The sequence below is a fragment of the Streptomyces graminofaciens genome (genome assembly GCF_030294945.1).
GTDB classification, from domain to species: domain Bacteria; phylum Actinomycetota; class Actinomycetes; order Streptomycetales; family Streptomycetaceae; genus Streptomyces; species Streptomyces graminofaciens.
In genome coordinates, this window is record NZ_AP018448.1 from 68937 (window position 1) to 85981 (window position 17045).

Sequence of the window (17045 nt, forward strand, 5' to 3'; positions counted from 1 at the left end):
TTGGCCTGTTATGGCGATCACGGACGAGATGCTGTCCCAACTCCGCCACCGTTTCACGGTGTTGCTGCCGCATCTGAACGAGCGGCAGCGGCGTCTGGCGGTGGCGGCCGAGGCGAGGCTGCTCGGACACGGCGGGGTGCGCGCTGCCGACCGGGCGGCAGCCGTGAGCGAGACCACCGTGCGCCGGGGGATCGTAGAACTGGAGTCCGGTGTCGGGCCGCTGCCCGGCGGACGCATCCGCGCCGAGGGTGGGGGCCGCAAACTCGTCGAGGAGCTCGATCCCGGCCTGGTGAACGCGCTGATGGCACTGGTCGAGCCTGATGAGCGCGGTGATCCGGAATCCCCGCTGCGCTGGACGACGAAGTCGCTGCGCCACTTGGCCGAGGAACTGGCCCGGCAGGGCCACCCGGTCTCCGCGCCGACGGTGGGACGGCTGCTCAAACGGGCCGGTTTCAGCCTGCAGGGCAACGCCAAGACCCTCGAAGGCACCCAACACCCCGACCGCGACGCCCAGTTCCGGGCCGCCGCCGGCCCCAACGGCGCGGACCTGTGGTGGTCCGGGAAACACCGGCACCACGGCGGGAACGTACAGGTCATCGCGGCCCCGGACGGCTGGCCGCTGTGGGTGTCGCCGGTCCGCCCGGGCCGCGAGCACGACACCACCTGCGCCCGGGCCCACGGCCTGGTCGACGCCCTCAACCGGCTCGCCGCCACCCTGGGCATCCCCACTCTGACCGACCTCGGCTACGAGAACATCGGCGATGGGTTCCGCCACCCGGTCAAGAAGCCCAAGGGCGGCGAACTCACCGAGCCGGACCGGACGTTCAACGCGGTGATCCGCAGCGTGCACGGCATGGCGGAGCGTGCGAACGCCCTGCTGAAGGTCACCTTCAAGGCCCTGCGGCGGGTCAGCCTCGACCCAGCAGCCATCACCCGCATCGCCCGGGCCGCCCTCGTCCTGCTCCACATCGAACACGGCCGCACCGCCTGAGCAAAGATCACGAACCGTCACAAGACGTTACCGAGAAGGGTTCACTACGCCGGGACCGACGGCACCGGGAGGAACCGCTGACCGTCCAGGCCAACGGCTGAAAGACCGACTGCACGATCCCTGGACACTCCCGGATCAGCGCTTAGGCTGACAGCCGACAAAAAAATAGTAAAAATAAGAGATGCTCCCATCGTCATTTGTCACCTCGTGTGCGTCGCTGAACACGACAACTCCGTCCATTCGCCGACACTCGCCCTCTTTAGCCTTTTGGGCACTGTCGCGTTCGCTTGCACTGGTGAAGAAATCGGATGAGAATCCCCAATCCTGCCCAGCGGCGTGCGCGGGTATGGTCGCGAGTCCCGTGAAGACAGCGGCGCAGAGAACCGACATCGCTCCCGCACGCATCGCCCTCTTTCTGAGAAATTTGTTCTTCGGTGTTACGGCAGCCATGCTGCACCTCCATAGCTCGTGTGGGTAGGGCCGTTGGGTGAGCACCCCCACGACCGGGTCTGCTCTCATCGCGAGCGGGCCCAACGGTCATCCATTGCAAGACAGTTAGGGAATGCAATTCGCCGACGACGGGTATGGACCATGCCCATGCTGTCTACAGATCTGACTCAGGATTTTGGCGGATCATAGCTTATGAGTTGCAGTGAAGAAGTTACGAACCGCCCGCCGTGTCGGCCGGGCACAGGCAGAGCCGGGCAGACCCCAAGGCTTCGGCGTAGTCGCGTGGTGTCCGGTTCATGGCGGTTGCCGTGCTTCGCGGTACTCCGGGAGCGGGGTGGGTACCGATGTCCGGGGGCTGACCAGCGACAATTGAGAAAGGGCAGACAGCGGTCGAGCCGCACCTGGACCGCACGGTGGGGATCATCCGGGCGATGTTCTGAGACGTCCGCCAGGGCCGGACACAGCCGGCCCGGCGAGCAGGAGCACGGCCTAGGCGACAGCCTTCGCGACGGCGTCCCGGGCCTGCTGCGCGATGCGGTCGTCCGTGGTGTCGTCGGCCCCGCCCACGCCGATGGCGCCGATGACCTCCCCGTCGGCCGTGACGATCGGCACGCCGCCGGCGACCGGTAGAAGGTTGGAGTCAACCAGGTGGGGAGGCGCCACCTGCATCTGCGGGGAGGCGGCGAAGGCCGCGAACTTGGCCGTGGGGACGCCGCTCACGGCCGAGGTGTAGGCCTTGCGTCGCGCGGTCTCCATGCCGAGAAGGCCGACGCCGTCGTCGCTGAGCAGGACCTTGGTGACGCCGCTTCGGTTGACCACGACCGCGCACACGCTGTGTCCCTCGGCCCTTCCCGCTTCCAGAGCGGCGAGTGCGGCGCCGTGGGCGATCTCGTAGCTGAGCGGCTCTCGCATGGAGCGGCCCCTTCCCTTGTCGACTCAACGGTCAACCGGCCGTCTTCCTCGAGTGGGGCCGGTGTGCCGCCGCCAGATGCGAACATGAAGATAGAATCACATTCACATCTAGAGATCCACCGCCGCGTTCAGTGTGGCGACGTGCCGAGCAGGTACAGGCAGACGGCGTTGACCAGTTCATCGGTGAGCTGACGCCATGTCAGCGGCCGTTCGGACTCGAAGCGTTCGCCGTGCAGTACGCGGTTCATGCAGGCCGCGTACACCAGACGGAAGGCGACGTCCAGCCGCAGCTCAGGCTCCGGCGCGTCGATCATCGCCACGACCGGCTCCAGGAATCGCTTGAAGACATGGCCGGCGTCGATGCTGGCCGCGGATCCCACCTGGGCCACCGCGGGATCGATGGTGCCCGCGGTGATGAAGACCCGCATCAGACGTTCGTGCGCCTCGAAGGTCTCGGTGAGACCGGCGACCGCCGAGGCGACCATCGTGGCCGGATCGGTGCGCAGCGGAGCGAAGCGGCGGATGATGTCGGCGCGGAACTCGTCGATCATGGCGTGTTGCAGCCCCGCGATCAGGCGGTCTTTGCCGCCGAAGCGCCGGTAGACACTGCCCACGGAGACGCCCGCCCGGGCGGCGACGGCCGCAATGGTGAGCGCTTCGGTGCCGCCCTCCTCGAGGAGGGCGGTTCCCGCGTCCAGGATCCGCTGCTGGGTCCGCCGACTGCGCGCCTGCTGTGCCGGCGGCAGATCGAGCGACGGTTCGGTAGTCACCCGACAACCGTATACGGGGCCGGCATCCGCTCCGGCAGCCCCGCGCCCCCTGATCAGGTCACCGGTCAGGGCGGAACGGGAACTGCCTCTTGACGCCTCGCGAAGAAGAATGCGAATGTGAATCCACTTATCAGTTTGAGGGTCGCACAGGACGGTGCCCTCGCAGGCGATCCCCCCACAGCCCTGCACGGGCCACCGGCTGTGTCCCCGAGCCGCACGGGAGACAGCACGATGACCACCACCTCAGAGCTCGACACCGGCACGGGCTACGGCCGCCCGAAGCCCTCGTACAACGCCCGCCTGCGCGAGGTCGGGCCCGGTACGCCCATGGGCGAGGCTCTGCGCCGCTACTGGCACCCGATCGCCAGCTCGGAGACGCTCGTCGCCGGCGCCCTGCCGCACAAGACCCGCGTCCTGGGCGAGGACCTGGTCGTGTTCCGGGACGGGCAGGGCAACCCCGGCGTCGTGATCGAGCGCTGCACCCACCGCGGTGCCAGCCTCTTCTACGGCCGGGTCGAGGACGACGGGATCCGCTGCTGTTACCACGGCTGGAAGTTCGACGTGCAGGGCCGCTGTGTCGAGCAGGCCTGCGAGCCGGCCCTGGGACGCAGGCGCGATGCCGCCCGTCAGCCCTGGTACCCCGTCGCGGAGCGCTACGGCCTGGTCTTCGTCTACATGGGCCCGCCCGAGCTCAAGCCCGAACTCCCCCGCTACGACGCCCTGGAGAACCCCGCCGAGGACGAGCGGTACTTCGCCAGCTGGCCGGTCCCCCACGCTGCGGTCCTCGGCATGCCGGCCGACTTCAGCTGGCTCAACATCTACGAGAACTCCGCCGACCCGACCCACGTCACCTGGCTGCACTCCACGCACAGCGGCTACCAGATGCTCGGCACCGGCACCTTCGGCTACCCCGAGAACTTCTTCGACCCCGCCACCATCGCCGAGCGCCTGACCTACGAGCGCACCGACCACGGCGTGAAGTACACCCAGCGATTCGAAGTCGAGGGCGAGAACGGCGAGGTCACCGAGTACGGCTTCGCCGTCGAGCAGCACCTGCCCAACGTCTTCGGCCTGCCCGACTACGTGAAGGTCACCCCCGACGCCCGCCCGGACCAACTGCTGTGGGTCGTGCCCTCCGACGACACCAGCCACCGGCTCTTCTTCTCCATCCGCACCAACGACCCCGAGCGCATGGTCCGCTTCGTTATCGGCATCACACAGAACGGCAAGCAGAACCACGAACTGACCGACGAGGAACGCCAACTGTTCCCCGGCGACACCGAGGCCCAGGGCTCCCAGGGAACGATCACCCTCGACTCCGAGGAGACCCTGGCCACCGGCGACCGCGGCGTCGTCATGCTGCGCCGCATGCTCCTGACGATGGCCGACGACGTCGAGGCCGGGCGCGACCCGATCAACATCATCCGCGACGCTTCCGAGGTCCATCACACCCAGTCCGGTCTGTTCACCATCGGCAAACGACCGGCGGGTGACAGCACCGACGCCACGGCCACGGCCACTGCCGGAAACTGAGCGAGCACCATGAACAACGACTGGCTCGACACCATCGTGGCCGCCCGGCACGACGCGACGGCCCGGATCGCGGTCCTCGATCTGGTCAGCCCCGACGACGCCGACCTCCCGGAGTTCGCCGCCGGCGCCCATGTCGACGTACTCGTGGACGACGCCGCCGGACTGGTCCGCCAGTACTCCCTGTGCGGGCCGCCGCACGACCTCACCCACTACCGGCTGGCCGTGCTGGCCGAGACGGCGTCACGCGGCGGCTCACTGGGAATGCACCGCCTGCGCGAGGGCGACCGGCTGCGGATCTCGCGTCCGCGCAACAGGTTCGGGGTCTCGGACCAGGCACATCGCCATCTGCTGGTGGCCGGCGGCATCGGCGTCACCCCCCTGCTGGCCATGGCACACGCGCTCCAGATCACGGACTGCGACTACGAGTTGCACTACTGCGCCCGAAGCCGCGCGGACGCGGCCTTCCTCGACGAGCTGGAACGCGACCCCCGTGTCCGGCTCCACTTCGACGACGGCCCGGACGACCAGCGGTTCAGCATCGCCGCCGACCTCGGACCGCCCTCCCCCGACACCGCGGTCTACGTCTGCGGCCCCGGCGGCTTCATGGACTTCGTGATCTCCTCCGCGCAGGAAGCGGGATGGCCCGCCGAAGCGATCCGCAAGGAGCGCTTCGCACCCGTGCAGGACGCCGAAGTACACACGGCCGGCGGGACCTTCACCGTGCGGCTCGCCAAGTCCGGGGGCGAGTTCGAGGTCAAGGAAGGCGAGAGCGTCCTCGACGTCCTGCTCGCGGGCGGCGTCGAAGCCCCCTACTCCTGCCAGCAGGGCATCTGCGGCGAGTGCATCGTGCGCGTGCTCGCCGGGGAGCCCGACCACCGCGACGACATCCTCACCGACCGGGAACGCGCCGACGGCATGTTCACCACGTGCTCGTCCCGGGCACTCTCACCGACTCTGGAGCTGGACCTGTGACCACATCCCCCACGTCCCCCACGTCCCCCACGTCCCCCACGTCCCCCACGTCCCCCACGTCCCCCACGACCATCGAAGCGATCGAACAGGCGGAAGCCGCATGGCTCGTCGCTCTCGTCGAGGGTGAGAAGGCGATGACCGCCCTCATGCTCGACGACAGCCACGTCGTCCACGGACCGGTCGGGAAGATCGACGGCCCGGAGACCTTCGCCCACTTCGCCTCGACCCGCCGCCGCACCGTCTTCGCCAAGGCCGAGGGTCTCGCCGTCACTGTGCGCGGCAACACCGCGATCACCACGTGTCTCCAGGAGATGCACATCGTCTTCGACGAGAACCTCCCGCCGTTCCCGGTCCAGGAGGCCGTGACGCGTGTGTGGGAGGAGACTGCCGAGGGCTGGCGTCTGGCGCACATGCACCAGGCCAAGCGCATGCCGCCGGCCTGACACCCGGACAGCCGGCGGTCGTGTCCTCACATCGCTGTCCGATGAACGGACAAACGGGTTCAGGACGGGCGGCCGGCCGAAGAGAGTTCGACATGCAGGGTTCCCGCGGCGATCGACGACGATCGCCGCTGTTGTGGAGGCGAGGCAACAACCATGTCAGCTACTGAGATCGAGGCACCCACGTCCGGCGCGGTCCGGACCAGCGACCTCCTCATCGCGGGCGAGCACGTCGCGGCCAGGGACGGCCGCTACTTCGAGACCGTCGAGGCCCTGACCGGTGAACCGATCGCACGGGTCGCGGCTGCCTCAGCCGAGGACGTCAACCTCGCGGTGGACGCCGCGGCGGCGGCGCTGCCCGAGTGGTCGGGCCTCGCGCCGGCCGCACGGCGGGCGGTCCTGGAACGCGCGGCCGTGCTGCTCGGTGAGCGCACCGACGAGATCGTCGCCACGATGAGCCGCGAGATGGGCGCCACCCTCCCGTGGTGCGGCTTCAACGTGCACGTCGCCAAGGGCATGCTCGTCGAGGCCGCCGCCCAGGCCTACGCGGCCGTCGGCGAGGTCATCCCCTCGGACGTGCCCGGCCTCACCGCCCTCGCCGTGCGCCAGCCGGTCGGCGTCGTCGTCGGCATCGCGCCCTGGAACGCGCCGCTCATCCTCGGCGTGCGCGCCATCGTATGGCCGCTGGTGTGGGGCAACACCGTGGTGCTGAAGTCGTCCGAGCAGACCCCGCTCACCCAGGCCGCCATCGTCCAGGTCCTGCACGACGCCGGCGTGCCCGCCGGAGCGGTCAACCTCATCAGCAACGCCCCCGAGGACGGCCCGGCCGTCGTCGAGGCCCTCATCGCCCACCCGGCCGTGACCCGCGTCAACTTCACCGGATCCAGCAGGGTCGGCCGCATCATCGGCGAACTCGGCGGCCGCCACCTGACCCGCGTCGTCCTCGAACTCGGCGGCAAGGCACCCTTCCTGGTCCTCCCCGACGCGGACCTGGAGGAGGCCGCCGCGGCAGCGAGCTTCGGCGCCTTCATGAACCAGGGCGAGATCTGCATGTCCACCGAGCGCGTCATCGTCGACCGGACCGTCGCCGACGAACTCTCCTCCCGCCTCGCCGAGCGCGCCGCCAAGCTCGTCGTCGGCCCCCCGAGCGACCCCACCTCGCAGATCGGTCCGCTGGTCCACGCGGGCGCCCGTGACCATGTGGTGGCGCTGATCGAGGACGCCCGTGCCAAGGGTGCGCAGGTCCTGACCGGCGGCACCCACGACGGCCTGTTCGTGAAGCCCACCGTGCTACGTGGTGTCACACCGGACATGCGCATCTACACCGAGGAGACCTTCGGCCCGGTGGTCTCGATCATCGAGGTCGACTCCACCGACGAGGCCGTCGCGGTCGCCAACGACACCGAGTACGGACTCTCCGCCGCCGTCTTCGGCAAGGACGCCGCCGCAGCGCTGGACGTGGCCCGCCGCATCAGGTCCGGTATCTGCCACATCAACGGCGCCACCGTGCACGACGAACCCCAGATGCCCTTCGGCGGCGTCGGCGCCAGCGGCTGGGGCCGCTTCGGCTCCCGCGCCGCACTGGAGGAATTCACCGAACTGCGCTGGATCACCCTCCAGTCCGGATCCCGCCACTACCCCATCTGACGGTGCGACAAGGCCGCACGGCGCACGTCACTCGGCGTGCGCCCCGCCCGCGGCCCCTCCTCCCCCGCCTGTGGTTCCTCGCCGCGGCGTTCAGCCCGGCGGTGGGAACGGCATGGCTCGCGGACGCCCGGGAGACGCAAGCCTCCAGACAGCTCGACCGGAAGTGGGAGGAGTTCTTCCGGACTCCCTGACGAAACCCTCGTTCCCTCCGCCCCTTCCAAGGAGTCACCGATGTCGCAGAGCGACAACGACCGCCACGAGATCCGGCAACTCGTCGAGAACTGGGCGCTGTGGCGCGACGCCGGGGACTGGGACCGCTTCGCCACCCTCTGGCACCCACGCGACGGCTGGATGAACGCCACCTGGTTCCAGGGCAGCGCCACCGACTTCATCAAAGCCAGCCGTGAGGGCTTCGAGAACGGCGTCAGCATCCTCCACTTCCTCGGCGGACACACCGCCGACATCGTCGGCGACCGGGCCGTCGCCCAGACGAAGATGACCATCAACCAGCGCGCGAGCATCAACGGCGTCGAGGTCGACGTCGTCTGCACCGGCCGCTTCTACGACTTCCTCGCCCGCCACCAGGGGCGCTGGACCCTCGTACGCCGGCAGCCGGTCTACGAGCAGGACCGGCTCGACGTCGTCGATCCCGCCGCCTCACTCACGCTGGACCCTCACCTCCTGAACCGGTTCCCGACCGGTTACCGGCACCTGGCCTACCTGCAGACCAAGGCGGGTTTCACAGTGAAACAGGGTCTCCCGGGCCTCACCGGCACAGCAGTCGAACAGCTCTACGCGGAAGGCAAGCAATGGCTGACACAAGCCTGATGCGGTTCACCCACCAGACCCTTGCGCAACGGGTGGTGTTCGCCGCGGGTGGATCCCCTGCCGCCGTGGCGGCGGAGGTCGAGGCACTCGGCGGTACCAGGGCCATGCTGATCGCCTCGGACCGCGAGAAGGAACTGGCCGACCCCATCGCCAAGGAGATCCCCGTCGTACTGCGCCACGAGGAAGTCGTGATGCACGTACCGGTCGAGGTCGCCGGGCGGGCCCTTCGGGCGGCCTCCGACACGGACGCGGACATCCTGGTCAGCGTCGGGGGCGGCTCGACCACGGGCCTGGCCAAGGCGGTGGCGCTGACCACCGGACTGCCGATCGTGGCCGTACCCACCACCTACGCCGGCTCCGAGGCGACCAACGTCTGGGGACTGACCGAGGGCGAGACCAAGACCACCGGCGTGGACGACAAGGTACTGCCCGCGTCGGTCGTCTACGACGCAGGCCTCCTGACCACGCTGCCCGGCCGGATGACCGTGGCCAGCGGCCTGAACGCGATGGCGCACTGCGTGGACTCGATGTGGGGCCCGCGTACCGACCCGATCGACCGGGCGCTGGCGCAGGAGGGCATCCGCGCACTGGCGACAGGCCTGCCGGCGGTGGCTGGCGATTCGACGAGCGTCCAGGGCATCGAGCAGACTCTGTACGGCGCCTACCTCGCCGCCGTCTCCTTCGCCTCGGCCGGCTCCGGCATGCATCACAAGATCTGCCATGTCCTCGGCGGCATGTTCAACCTCCCGCACGCCCAGACCCACGCGGTCGTACTGCCCCACGTGCTGGCCTTCAACGCCCCGCACGCGCCCGAGGCCGAGAGGCGGGTCGCCCGTGCCTTCGGCACCGACACGGCGAACGCCGGCCTGGCCGCCCTGTGCGAGGCACTGGACGCGCCGCGCTCCCTGCGCGACTACGGCATGCCCGAGGACGGTATCGCCAAGGCGCTGGGGCCGATCATGAAGGCGATCCCGGCCAACAACCCCACCCCCGTCACCTACGCGAACCTGACCCTGCTGCTGCAAGCGGCGTGGGTCGGCGAACCCGTCAGCTGAAAGAGGCCGTCATGGCTACCTACGTCAACCCCGCCTCGGCCCGGACCGACGGCACTGACGCGATCCACCGCGAGGTGCCGCCGGAGCAACAGGCGGTCGAGCAGCGGCTCCTCGACGACGTCGTGGCCTCTTTCGGCGGCTGCGGGGACCAGCGGCTGAAGGAACTCATGGTCGGTCTGATCGGGCACCTGCACTCCTTCATCCGCGAGGTGCGGCTCACCGAGGAGGAATGGGGAGCGGCGATCGACTTCCTCACCCGGGCCGGGCACATCACCGACGACGTCCGGCAGGAGTTCATCCTGCTGTCCGACACCCTCGGCGCGAGCATGCAGACGATCAACGTCAACAATCAGGCCTACCAGGGCGCCACCGAGGCGACCGTCTTCGGACCGTTCTTCGTCGAGGACGCCCCCCGCATCGACCTCGGCCAGGACATGGCCTTCGGGGCCCCGGGCGAGCCCTGCTGGGTCGAGGGCACCGTCACCGACACCGACGGCCGCCCGCTCGCCGGTGCCCGGATCGAGGTCTGGGAGGCCGACGAGGACGGGCTCTACGACGTGCAGTACGACGCCGGCAAACGCGCCGGCCGCGCGCACCTGTTCACCGCGGCCGACGGCACCTACCGCTTCTGGGGCCTCACGCCGACGCCGTACCCCATCCCGAACGACGGGCCTGTCGGTCAGATGCTCGACGCGGTGGGCCGCTCGCCGCTGCGCGCGGCCCACCTGCACTTCATGGTCTCCCACGAGGGGGCGCGCACCCTGGTGACCCACATCTTCCCCGAGGGAGACCCGATCGGCCGCAAGGACACCGTCTTCGGCGTCAAGGACTCGCTGGTCAAACGGTTCGAGCAGCAGCCCGCGGGTGCACCGACGCCCGACGGGCGTGTCATCGACGGCACGTGGAGCCGGGTCCGCTTCGACATCGTCCTCGCTCCCGGGGACGTGTGACCCGAAAACGACGGAGGGGCGGGCCTGCGGGCCCGCCCCTCCGTCGTTTTCGGCCGAATGATCAGGCCGGTAGCAACTCCGCGAAGTCCCTGACAGGTCGCGACCCGTCCCAGTCGACCGATGCCCGCCAGACGGATGTGAACAACTGCCGGGTGATCTCGTTGTCCTGAACCAGCTCGATCATCGCCGGGGCGTCTTCGCCGCCGTCCAGGAAGAAGACCTCACCCCCCGGTGCCACATCGTGGAAACGCACCACCGCCCCGCTCGCCTCGCGGCGTTCGACCTCCGCCCTGACGTCCGGCACGATCTTGGCGACATGGTGGAAGCCGTAGCCGTGGCGTTCGCGGGCGTCCTTGTAGATGGACGGCTCGTCGTCCAGGGTCTGGATCAGCTCGATCATCATGTGCCCCGAGAAGGCGAGTGCCAGGGTGAACTCGGCCCTGCCCGGCGCACCACGGTAGGTGGAGCCCTCGCCGCCGATCCTGTGGTTCACGAACCAGGGGCCGACGCCGAGGTGTTCGGTCCACCAGCGCATTCCGGCGGTGAGGTCGGGGACGGCGTACGCGACCTGGACGACGGCATCGGTCGGCTGGCCGAAGGGGAACTCCACGGTGGTTCTCCTCATCTGACCGGAGGACGGATGAAGCTGGTGAGGCCGCCGTCCACCAGGAGGGCCGAACCGGTGATGTATCCGGCCTCGGCCGACGCGAGGAAGAGCACAGCGTCGGCAAGTTCGTCCGGTTCGCCCTCGCGAAGCATGGGCGTGCTGAGCCTGATCCTCTCCCGGAAGGCGTCCGCTCCCCCGGGCGCCAGGCCCGTCGTGCGAGAGGCGATGTCGGTGTTCATGCCCGCCGGGATGACGATGTTGACGCGGATACCGTCGGCGACGACCTCGGCGGCGAGAATCCGCGTCAGGTGCTCCAGGGCGGCCTTGCTGGCTCCGTACGCGGCGGTTCCCGCGCTGGCCCTGCGGCCGGCCGCCGAGCCGCAGAAGACGACGGCCCCGCCAGGTGCGAGCAGGGGCCGGAGAGCTTGCATGAGGAAGAACGCGCCCTTGACGTTGGTATCGAACACCCGGTCCCAGGTGGCCTCGTCCATGTCGTCGATGCGCTTCATGCCCGCGTGTCCCGCGTTGATGTACGCGGCGTCCACACGGTCGACTTGTGCGGCGACCTCGCTGATCGCGGCCCTGATGCCGTCGACGGTGGAGAGGTCGGCCGCGACGGTGACCGTGCCGTCGCCGATCAGCTCAGCTGCGGTCTTCAGCTGGTCGGTGTCGCGGGCGATGACCACCACGCGCGCGCCCTCACGCGCGAAGGCCTGTGCCGCTGCAAGCCCCAGGCCCCGGCTGCCGCCGGTGACGAGGCAGGTCTTGCCGGAGAAGCGCCGGCGCCGGTCTGTGACGGGCAGGTCGCGGTTCATGCGTCGACCTCGATGCCGCCGAACGGGGCTCCGCCGTTCAGGACGCGCTCCTCGGGAGGAATGGGCGCGAGGCTCACGCGTACGTCGATGCAGGTCGGCCGGCGGGCCGCCAGGGCCGCCTCGATCGCCGGGCCGAGCTGGTCCAGTTCGGTGACGTCGACGCCGTCCGCGCCGAGGGACCGTGCCACTGCGCTGTAGGAGCCGTTCTCCAGGCGGTTGTTGATGACGCGGTCCTCGCCGAAGAGGAACTGCTGGGTGTGCAGGGTGGCGCCCCAGGCCCGGTTGTTGAGAACGATCACGACGACCGGGAGGCCCGCCCTGACAAGCGAGTCGAACTCGGCCAGGCTGTAGCCGACGGCGCCGTCGCCGGTGACGAGGATCGTCGCCTTGTCGGGGGCGGCGTACTGCGCGCCCAGTGCCACTCCGAAGTTGCTGCCCATCGCGCTGAGGTAGCCGTGGCCGAGGTAGTGGGCCAGCGGTGCGAGCGCGATGGTCTCGGAGAGCCACAGTTCGGTCAGGGCGCCGTCGACGACGACGGTGGCCTGGTCGGGCACGTTCTCGGCGATCGTGCGCACGGCGAGGTAGGGATGGATAGCGGCGTCCTCGTGTTGCTCGGTCTCGGTGGCGAGCGCGGACCGCCGAGTGGCGGAGATGTCGCGCAGGGCCGCCAGCCAGTCGTCGCGGCCCGCGGGCGCGGCGGTGTCGCCCAGGCGCTCGTTCAGCAGGCCGATCGTGCCGACCGGGTCGGCCTGGACGCCGAGTTCGACGTCCTGCAGTCGGCCCAGCTCACGGCCGTCCGGATCGATCTGGAAGATCCGCGCACTCTTCGGGAGCAGTCGGCCGGTGCCGAACTGGGTGGCCATTCCGAAGCGCAGCCCGAGCATCAGGACCAGGTCGGGCCGCTCGTCCTCGACGGCGGTGGCCAGGGTCTGGACGAGGCCGACGTGCTGTGCGGAGCCGGCGATCGCCCCGAGACCCTCCCAGTCGGAGAAGAGGGGCACACCGGCACGGGCGGCGAACTCGTGCAACAGGGCCCGTGCCTCGGCGGTCACGAAGGACTTGCCGACCAGCGCGACCGGGCGCCGGGCGGTGTTCAGCGCGTCGAGGATGCGGTCGACGGCACCGGCCGGGGATACGCCGGTGCCGTCGGCCCCGGTGCGGTAGTCGTCGACCTCGTCGACGTCCACCGACTGGCGCAGGACGTCCCAGGGAATGTCCAGGAGCACCGGCCCTCTGGGCTCCGACCGGGCGATACGGATCGCCTGGGCGACCAGACGCGGGATCAGGTCGGTACGGGTGACGCGGTGCGCGAACTTGGTCACGGGGGCCGCCATGGCGACCTGGTCGAAGCCGGCCTGCTGGTCGTTGACCTGGTCCGTCTCCAGAGGACCTGAGCCCGCGATGTACAGGACGGGGGTCCGGTCCAGGTGGGCGTTGGCGACGGAGGTCAGGACGTTGGTGAAGCCGCCGCCGGCCGTGACGACGGCGACCCCCAGATCCCCGGTGACCCGTGCGTAGCCCTCCGCCGCGTGGCCGGCGTTCATCTCGTGGCGCACGTCGACGACCCGCAGCTTGGCGTCCAGGGCGTCCTGGAGGATGCCGTCGATGTGCGCGCCGGGCAGGCCGAAGGCCACGTCGACCCCGGCTCGTTGCAGGGCTCGTACGACGAGTGCACTACCGGTTGCGGTTGCCATGCGAGGGTCCGCCTCTCTGGACGTACTCGGGGTTTCGACAAGGGGGGCGCTGAGGCCGGGCCGTGTCTCGGGCAGCCCGTGCCGCAGTCTGGGTGGGGTCGTGGGGGACGGCAATGGCTGTGTTCGTTGAACGGCCTGTGCCTTGAGCGGCCTCGTCCGGTCGTAACCCCGCCGGCCGGGCTGCTCGGGGAAGCGGTGTCAGGTTTCCGGCATCCTGAGCACGGCCTTGATCACCCGTCCGGAACCGGTCTCGGTCCACGCATGGGCGAAGTCGCTGAACTCGAACTCCTCGATCATCCGGTCGAAGGGGAACCGGCCCGCCCGCCAGTACTCGACGAGCTGGGGGATCAGGACGTGGGGGTTGGCCGAGCCTCCGATGATCCCCTGGAGCCTGCGGCCCCCGGCGAGGAGGAAGCCGGTGTCCGGGACCCATTCGCCCGCGGGCGCCACCACGCAGCCGAGGGTGCCTTCGACAGCGAGGCACCTCGTCGCGGTCGCGTAGACGGAGGGTACGTCGGTGGTGACGTACGCGAAGTCGAAGCCGTCGGGGTCGATGTCCCGCAGTGCCTGTTCGGCTCCGGCGCCGCCGAGCACGGTGTCGGTCGCGCCCAGTTCCCGGGCGAGGTCGAGCCGGGGCGGGTTGATGTCGACGGCGACGATGTGCCGGGCGCCTGCGAGACGGGCGGCCATGACGGCCGCGAGCCCCACGCCTCCGGTGCCGAACACCGCGATCGACTGTCCCGGGCGCAGGCGGAACGCCTCCAGGACCGAGCCCGCGCCCGTGATGACACCGCAGCCGAGCGGCCCCATCAGGTGTAGCGGGACGTCCTTCGGCAGCAGGACCGCGCTGCGTGCGGGTGCCAGCGCGTAGGTCGCGAAGGAGGACTGTCCGAAGAACATGGCCGCGATCCGGTCACCGGCCTGGGTGAGCGGTGAGCTGCCGTCGAGCCGCGCACCGCCGAAGGCCACCCGCATCGCCTCCCGGCAGTAGGTGGGCCGGGCGTCCAGGCAGCGGGGGCACACACCGCAGGAGTTGCCCGAGAGCACCACGTGGTCACCGGGTACGAGGCGGGTCACCCCGGCGCCGACCGCCTCCACGACACCCGCGCCCTCGTGCCCCAGCACGATCGGGCGGGGAACGGGGACTCCACGGCCGGCGTGCGCGTTGATGTCGGTGTGGCAGATACCTGTCGCTGTGATGCGCACCAGGACCTCGTCCGGCCTCGGTTCACCGAGGTCGGCCTGTTCCAGCCCGGGGACGGTGCCGCTCTCGCGGGAGACCGCTGCGGTGATCTTCATGAGAAGGCGGCCTCCGGGTCGTACTCGTAGATCCAGCCGTTCTCCCTGAGTGGGTCGGCCTGCGCGTACTGCCGGTCGCGTGCCTGCTGCTCGGGGCCGTCGGGGAGGTGGTTGATGTGGGACCTGCCGTGCGACACCTCCTGGAGGCGGGCCGTGCGGCGCCGGCGCAGTTCCTCGTAGCGGCCCAGCGCGGCGATCGGGTGGTCCGGGTCGGCCGCGAGGCACAGGGCGAGGGCGGCGCCGTCCTCGATCGCCTGGGCGGCGCCCTGGGCGAAGAACGGGAACATCGGGTGTGCCGCGTCGCCCAGCAGCGTCGCGTTGCCGCGGTTCCAGTGGTCGAGGGGTTCACGGTCGAGGAGCGCCCAGCGGCCTGGGGTCTCGGCCGACTTGATCAGCTGCACCAGCCGGGGGTCCCAGCCGGCGAACTCGTCGAGCAGTTCCTGGACCGTCGCGGTGGCCGTCCAGGACTCCACGCTGTCGGCTCCGGCCGGCGCGAAGGCGACGAGGTTGACGTACTCCCCGCCGGAGACCGGGTAGTGCACGAGGTGGTGGTCGGGGCCGATCCAGAGGGTCTGGGCGCGCCGCCTGGCGAAGTCGGGGGCCTTCTGCGCCGGCACGAGGGCCCGGAAGGCACAGATGCCCGACTCCCGCGCCTGGGTCGGGCCGACGATGGCGCCGCGCACCCGTGAGTGGACCCCGTCGGCGCCGATGAGGATGTCCGGGCGGACCGTCTCGCCGTCCTCGAACCGCAGAACGGCCTGGTCGCCTTCGAACTCGACCGCGACACAGCGTCTGCCGAGGTGGAGCGAGTGCTCGGGTACGGCGGAGCGCAGGGCGTCCAGCAGGTCGGCGCGGTGGGCGGTGTAGGTGTGCTCGCCGTACAGGCGGATGCACCCCTCCTCCAGGTTCTCCGCCGAGAGGACGGTGCCGTTCTGCCAGCGCCGGAACTCCCAGCCTGTCTCCATCCGGACCGCGCGCTCGATGAACCGGTCCAGGACGCCGAGGCGCCGTAGCAGGCGGGCGGCGTTGGGCGCGATCACCAGACCCGCGCCGACCTCGGTCAGGGCGGACGCCTGCTCATAGACGTGGCTCTCGAAACCCTGTTCATGCAGGAAAGCCGCGGCAGCCAGGCCCCCGATGCCGCCGCCGAGGATCGCGATCCTGGGGCTGTCTTCTGTGCTCATCATGCTCCTAGAGTTCGGCACGCTGACCATTGGAGGAATCACCTCATCCGTTCAACGGACAGAGGAGGTAGGGTGGCCGGGGTCAAGAACGACGTAGGAGAGGCCCATGCCCCGCGCGAACGAGCCCGGACGGACCGTCAGTTCCCGGCTGTGGGATCTGCTGTTCGCCTTCGACCAGGACCACACCGAGCTGAGCCTCGCCGACCTGGTCAGGCGTACCGGCATCCCGCACGCCACCGCGCGGCGGCTCACGCTCGAACTCGTGGAGGCCGGCGCGCTGGAGCGCACCGGCGACAACCGGTTCGCGATCGGCCTGCAGCTGTGGCGTCTGGGCACACTCGCACCGCGCGCCGAGACCCTGCGCAGCGCCGCCCAGCCGTTCGTGGAGGACCTATACACGGCTCTGCGCCAGCATGTGCAGCTGGCCGTGCTCCAGGGTGACCAGGCCGTGATCATCGAACGGCTCTCGGCGGTCAACGCCGTCGGTCTCACCTCGCAGGTCGGCGGCCATCTGCCCCTGCACTGCTCGGGTGTCGGCAAGGTGCTGCTGAGCCACAGCAGTCCGGAGTTCATCTACGAGGTACTGGCAGGCAGGCTGCGGCGCTTCACTCCGAAGACGATCGTGGACCCGGCCGAACTGCGGCGTGAACTGGCGTCCTGCCGTTCGACGGGAACGGTGGTCGTCAAGGAGGAGCTGAGCGAGGGGGCCGAGTCGGTCGCGACCCGGATCGTCGACGGCACCGGCAGGGTCGTCGCGGCCCTGTCCGTCGTGGTGGCAGCGGGCTCGATCAAACTGCAGGCGGCCGTGCCCTCGCTGGTCGCGAGCGGACTGGGACTGTCGAGGAGTCTCGGCTGGCGGCCGGGCATCCCCATTCGCACGTCATGACCTCGCACGCGG

17 protein-coding genes are annotated in these 17045 nt (G+C 69.9%); 9 read left to right on the forward strand and 8 right to left on the reverse strand.

Annotation, left to right across the window (positions count from 1 at the left end; genetic code table 11):
• Nucleotides 1–10: 10 nt before the first annotated feature.
• Entirely contained in the window at nucleotides 11–991 is a 981-nt protein-coding gene (locus SGFS_RS51670) for an ISAzo13-like element transposase-related protein (RefSeq protein WP_434025847.1), read from the forward strand.
• Between the two features lie 135 nt (nucleotides 992–1126).
• Here the strand turns inward: SGFS_RS51670 and SGFS_RS00375 are convergent, their stop codons facing one another.
• The 3 genes from SGFS_RS00375 to SGFS_RS00385 form a co-directional block, all read right to left on the reverse strand.
• Nucleotides 1127–1441: a hypothetical protein gene (locus tag SGFS_RS00375; RefSeq protein ID WP_286246679.1), complete on the reverse strand. Its 315-nt coding sequence runs from the start codon at nucleotides 1439–1441 to the stop codon at nucleotides 1127–1129.
• Between the two features lie 489 nt (nucleotides 1442–1930).
• Nucleotides 1931–2353 (reverse strand): GlcG/HbpS family heme-binding protein, encoded by a 423-nt coding sequence (locus tag SGFS_RS00380; protein ID WP_286246680.1) that lies wholly within the window; start codon nucleotides 2351–2353, stop codon nucleotides 1931–1933.
• Nucleotides 2354–2481: 128 nt separating this feature from the next.
• Entirely contained in the window at nucleotides 2482–3123 is a 642-nt protein-coding gene (locus SGFS_RS00385) for a TetR/AcrR family transcriptional regulator (RefSeq protein ID WP_286246681.1), read from the reverse strand.
• Between the two features lie 231 nt (nucleotides 3124–3354).
• Here SGFS_RS00385 and SGFS_RS00390 point away from each other — a divergent pair, with 231 nt between their 5' ends.
• From SGFS_RS00390 to SGFS_RS00420, 7 genes are all read left to right on the forward strand, one after another.
• Complete coding sequence (locus SGFS_RS00390; RefSeq protein WP_286246682.1) at nucleotides 3355–4656, forward strand: Rieske 2Fe-2S domain-containing protein; 1302 nt, start codon at nucleotides 3355–3357, stop codon at nucleotides 4654–4656.
• A gap of 9 nt (nucleotides 4657–4665) precedes the next feature.
• On the forward strand, nucleotides 4666–5628 hold the full coding sequence (locus SGFS_RS00395) for a PDR/VanB family oxidoreductase (RefSeq protein WP_286246684.1): 963 nt from the start codon (nucleotides 4666–4668) through the stop codon (nucleotides 5626–5628).
• Complete coding sequence (locus tag SGFS_RS00400; RefSeq protein WP_286246686.1) at nucleotides 5625–6071, forward strand: nuclear transport factor 2 family protein; 447 nt, start codon at nucleotides 5625–5627, stop codon at nucleotides 6069–6071. The genes SGFS_RS00395 and SGFS_RS00400 overlap by 4 nt, the downstream gene beginning before the upstream one ends.
• A gap of 153 nt (nucleotides 6072–6224) precedes the next feature.
• The gene (locus tag SGFS_RS00405; RefSeq protein WP_286246688.1) at nucleotides 6225–7715 is read left to right on the forward strand and encodes an aldehyde dehydrogenase; all 1491 of its coding nucleotides are present in this window, start codon (nucleotides 6225–6227) and stop codon (nucleotides 7713–7715) included.
• A gap of 231 nt (nucleotides 7716–7946) precedes the next feature.
• The gene (locus tag SGFS_RS00410) at nucleotides 7947–8543 is read left to right on the forward strand and encodes a nuclear transport factor 2 family protein (protein WP_286246690.1); all 597 of its coding nucleotides are present in this window, start codon (nucleotides 7947–7949) and stop codon (nucleotides 8541–8543) included.
• The gene (locus SGFS_RS00415; RefSeq protein WP_286259721.1) at nucleotides 8543–9598 is read left to right on the forward strand and encodes a maleylacetate reductase; all 1056 of its coding nucleotides are present in this window, start codon (nucleotides 8543–8545) and stop codon (nucleotides 9596–9598) included. Before SGFS_RS00410 ends, SGFS_RS00415 begins: the two co-directional genes overlap by 1 nt.
• 11 nt (nucleotides 9599–9609) lie before the next feature.
• Nucleotides 9610–10548, forward strand: coding sequence for a dioxygenase family protein (locus SGFS_RS00420; RefSeq protein WP_286246693.1), 939 nt, complete (start codon nucleotides 9610–9612; stop codon nucleotides 10546–10548).
• A gap of 61 nt (nucleotides 10549–10609) precedes the next feature.
• Here the strand turns inward: SGFS_RS00420 and SGFS_RS00425 are convergent, their stop codons facing one another.
• From SGFS_RS00425 to SGFS_RS00445, 5 genes are all read right to left on the reverse strand, one after another.
• Nucleotides 10610–11158 (reverse strand): VOC family protein, encoded by a 549-nt coding sequence (locus tag SGFS_RS00425; RefSeq protein ID WP_286246694.1) that lies wholly within the window; start codon nucleotides 11156–11158, stop codon nucleotides 10610–10612.
• A gap of 11 nt (nucleotides 11159–11169) precedes the next feature.
• Entirely contained in the window at nucleotides 11170–11970 is an 801-nt protein-coding gene (locus SGFS_RS00430) for an SDR family NAD(P)-dependent oxidoreductase (RefSeq protein ID WP_286246695.1), read from the reverse strand.
• Nucleotides 11967–13664, reverse strand: coding sequence for a thiamine pyrophosphate-binding protein (locus SGFS_RS00435; protein WP_286246696.1), 1698 nt, complete (start codon nucleotides 13662–13664; stop codon nucleotides 11967–11969). Before SGFS_RS00435 ends, SGFS_RS00430 begins: the two co-directional genes overlap by 4 nt.
• A 198-nt stretch (nucleotides 13665–13862) precedes the next feature.
• On the reverse strand, nucleotides 13863–14963 hold the full coding sequence (locus tag SGFS_RS00440) for an NAD(P)-dependent alcohol dehydrogenase (RefSeq protein ID WP_286246697.1): 1101 nt from the start codon (nucleotides 14961–14963) through the stop codon (nucleotides 13863–13865).
• Nucleotides 14960–16150: an FAD-dependent monooxygenase gene (locus SGFS_RS00445; RefSeq protein WP_286246698.1), complete on the reverse strand. Its 1191-nt coding sequence runs from the start codon at nucleotides 16148–16150 to the stop codon at nucleotides 14960–14962. Before SGFS_RS00445 ends, SGFS_RS00440 begins: the two co-directional genes overlap by 4 nt.
• 103 nt (nucleotides 16151–16253) lie before the next feature.
• Between SGFS_RS00445 and SGFS_RS00450 the strand changes: the two genes are divergently transcribed.
• Entirely contained in the window at nucleotides 16254–17033 is a 780-nt protein-coding gene (locus tag SGFS_RS00450; RefSeq protein WP_286246699.1) for an IclR family transcriptional regulator, read from the forward strand.
• The last annotated feature ends 12 nt before the right edge of the window (nucleotides 17034–17045 follow it).

What these genes read in the sequence shown, in the direction of transcription:
- SGFS_RS51670 (WP_434025847.1), top strand. Translation starts at nt 11, where the DNA reads ATGGCGATCACGGACGAGATGCTGTCCCAACTCCGCCACCGTTTCACG.
- SGFS_RS00375 (WP_286246679.1), bottom strand. Translation starts at nt 1,441, where the DNA reads ATGGCTGCCGTAACACCGAAGAACAAATTTCTCAGAAAGAGGGCGATG.
- SGFS_RS00380 (WP_286246680.1), bottom strand. Translation starts at nt 2,353, where the DNA reads ATGCGAGAGCCGCTCAGCTACGAGATCGCCCACGGCGCCGCACTCGCC.
- SGFS_RS00390 (WP_286246682.1), top strand. Translation starts at nt 3,355, where the DNA reads ATGACCACCACCTCAGAGCTCGACACCGGCACGGGCTACGGCCGCCCG.
- SGFS_RS00395 (WP_286246684.1), top strand. Translation starts at nt 4,666, where the DNA reads ATGAACAACGACTGGCTCGACACCATCGTGGCCGCCCGGCACGACGCG.
- SGFS_RS00405 (WP_286246688.1), top strand. Translation starts at nt 6,225, where the DNA reads ATGTCAGCTACTGAGATCGAGGCACCCACGTCCGGCGCGGTCCGGACC.
- SGFS_RS00410 (WP_286246690.1), top strand. Translation starts at nt 7,947, where the DNA reads ATGTCGCAGAGCGACAACGACCGCCACGAGATCCGGCAACTCGTCGAG.
- SGFS_RS00415 (WP_286259721.1), top strand. Translation starts at nt 8,543, where the DNA reads ATGCGGTTCACCCACCAGACCCTTGCGCAACGGGTGGTGTTCGCCGCG.
- SGFS_RS00420 (WP_286246693.1), top strand. Translation starts at nt 9,610, where the DNA reads ATGGCTACCTACGTCAACCCCGCCTCGGCCCGGACCGACGGCACTGAC.
- SGFS_RS00430 (WP_286246695.1), bottom strand. Translation starts at nt 11,970, where the DNA reads ATGAACCGCGACCTGCCCGTCACAGACCGGCGCCGGCGCTTCTCCGGC.
- SGFS_RS00435 (WP_286246696.1), bottom strand. Translation starts at nt 13,664, where the DNA reads ATGGCAACCGCAACCGGTAGTGCACTCGTCGTACGAGCCCTGCAACGA.
- SGFS_RS00440 (WP_286246697.1), bottom strand. Translation starts at nt 14,963, where the DNA reads ATGAAGATCACCGCAGCGGTCTCCCGCGAGAGCGGCACCGTCCCCGGG.
- SGFS_RS00445 (WP_286246698.1), bottom strand. Translation starts at nt 16,150, where the DNA reads ATGATGAGCACAGAAGACAGCCCCAGGATCGCGATCCTCGGCGGCGGC.
- SGFS_RS00450 (WP_286246699.1), top strand. Translation starts at nt 16,254, where the DNA reads ATGCCCCGCGCGAACGAGCCCGGACGGACCGTCAGTTCCCGGCTGTGG.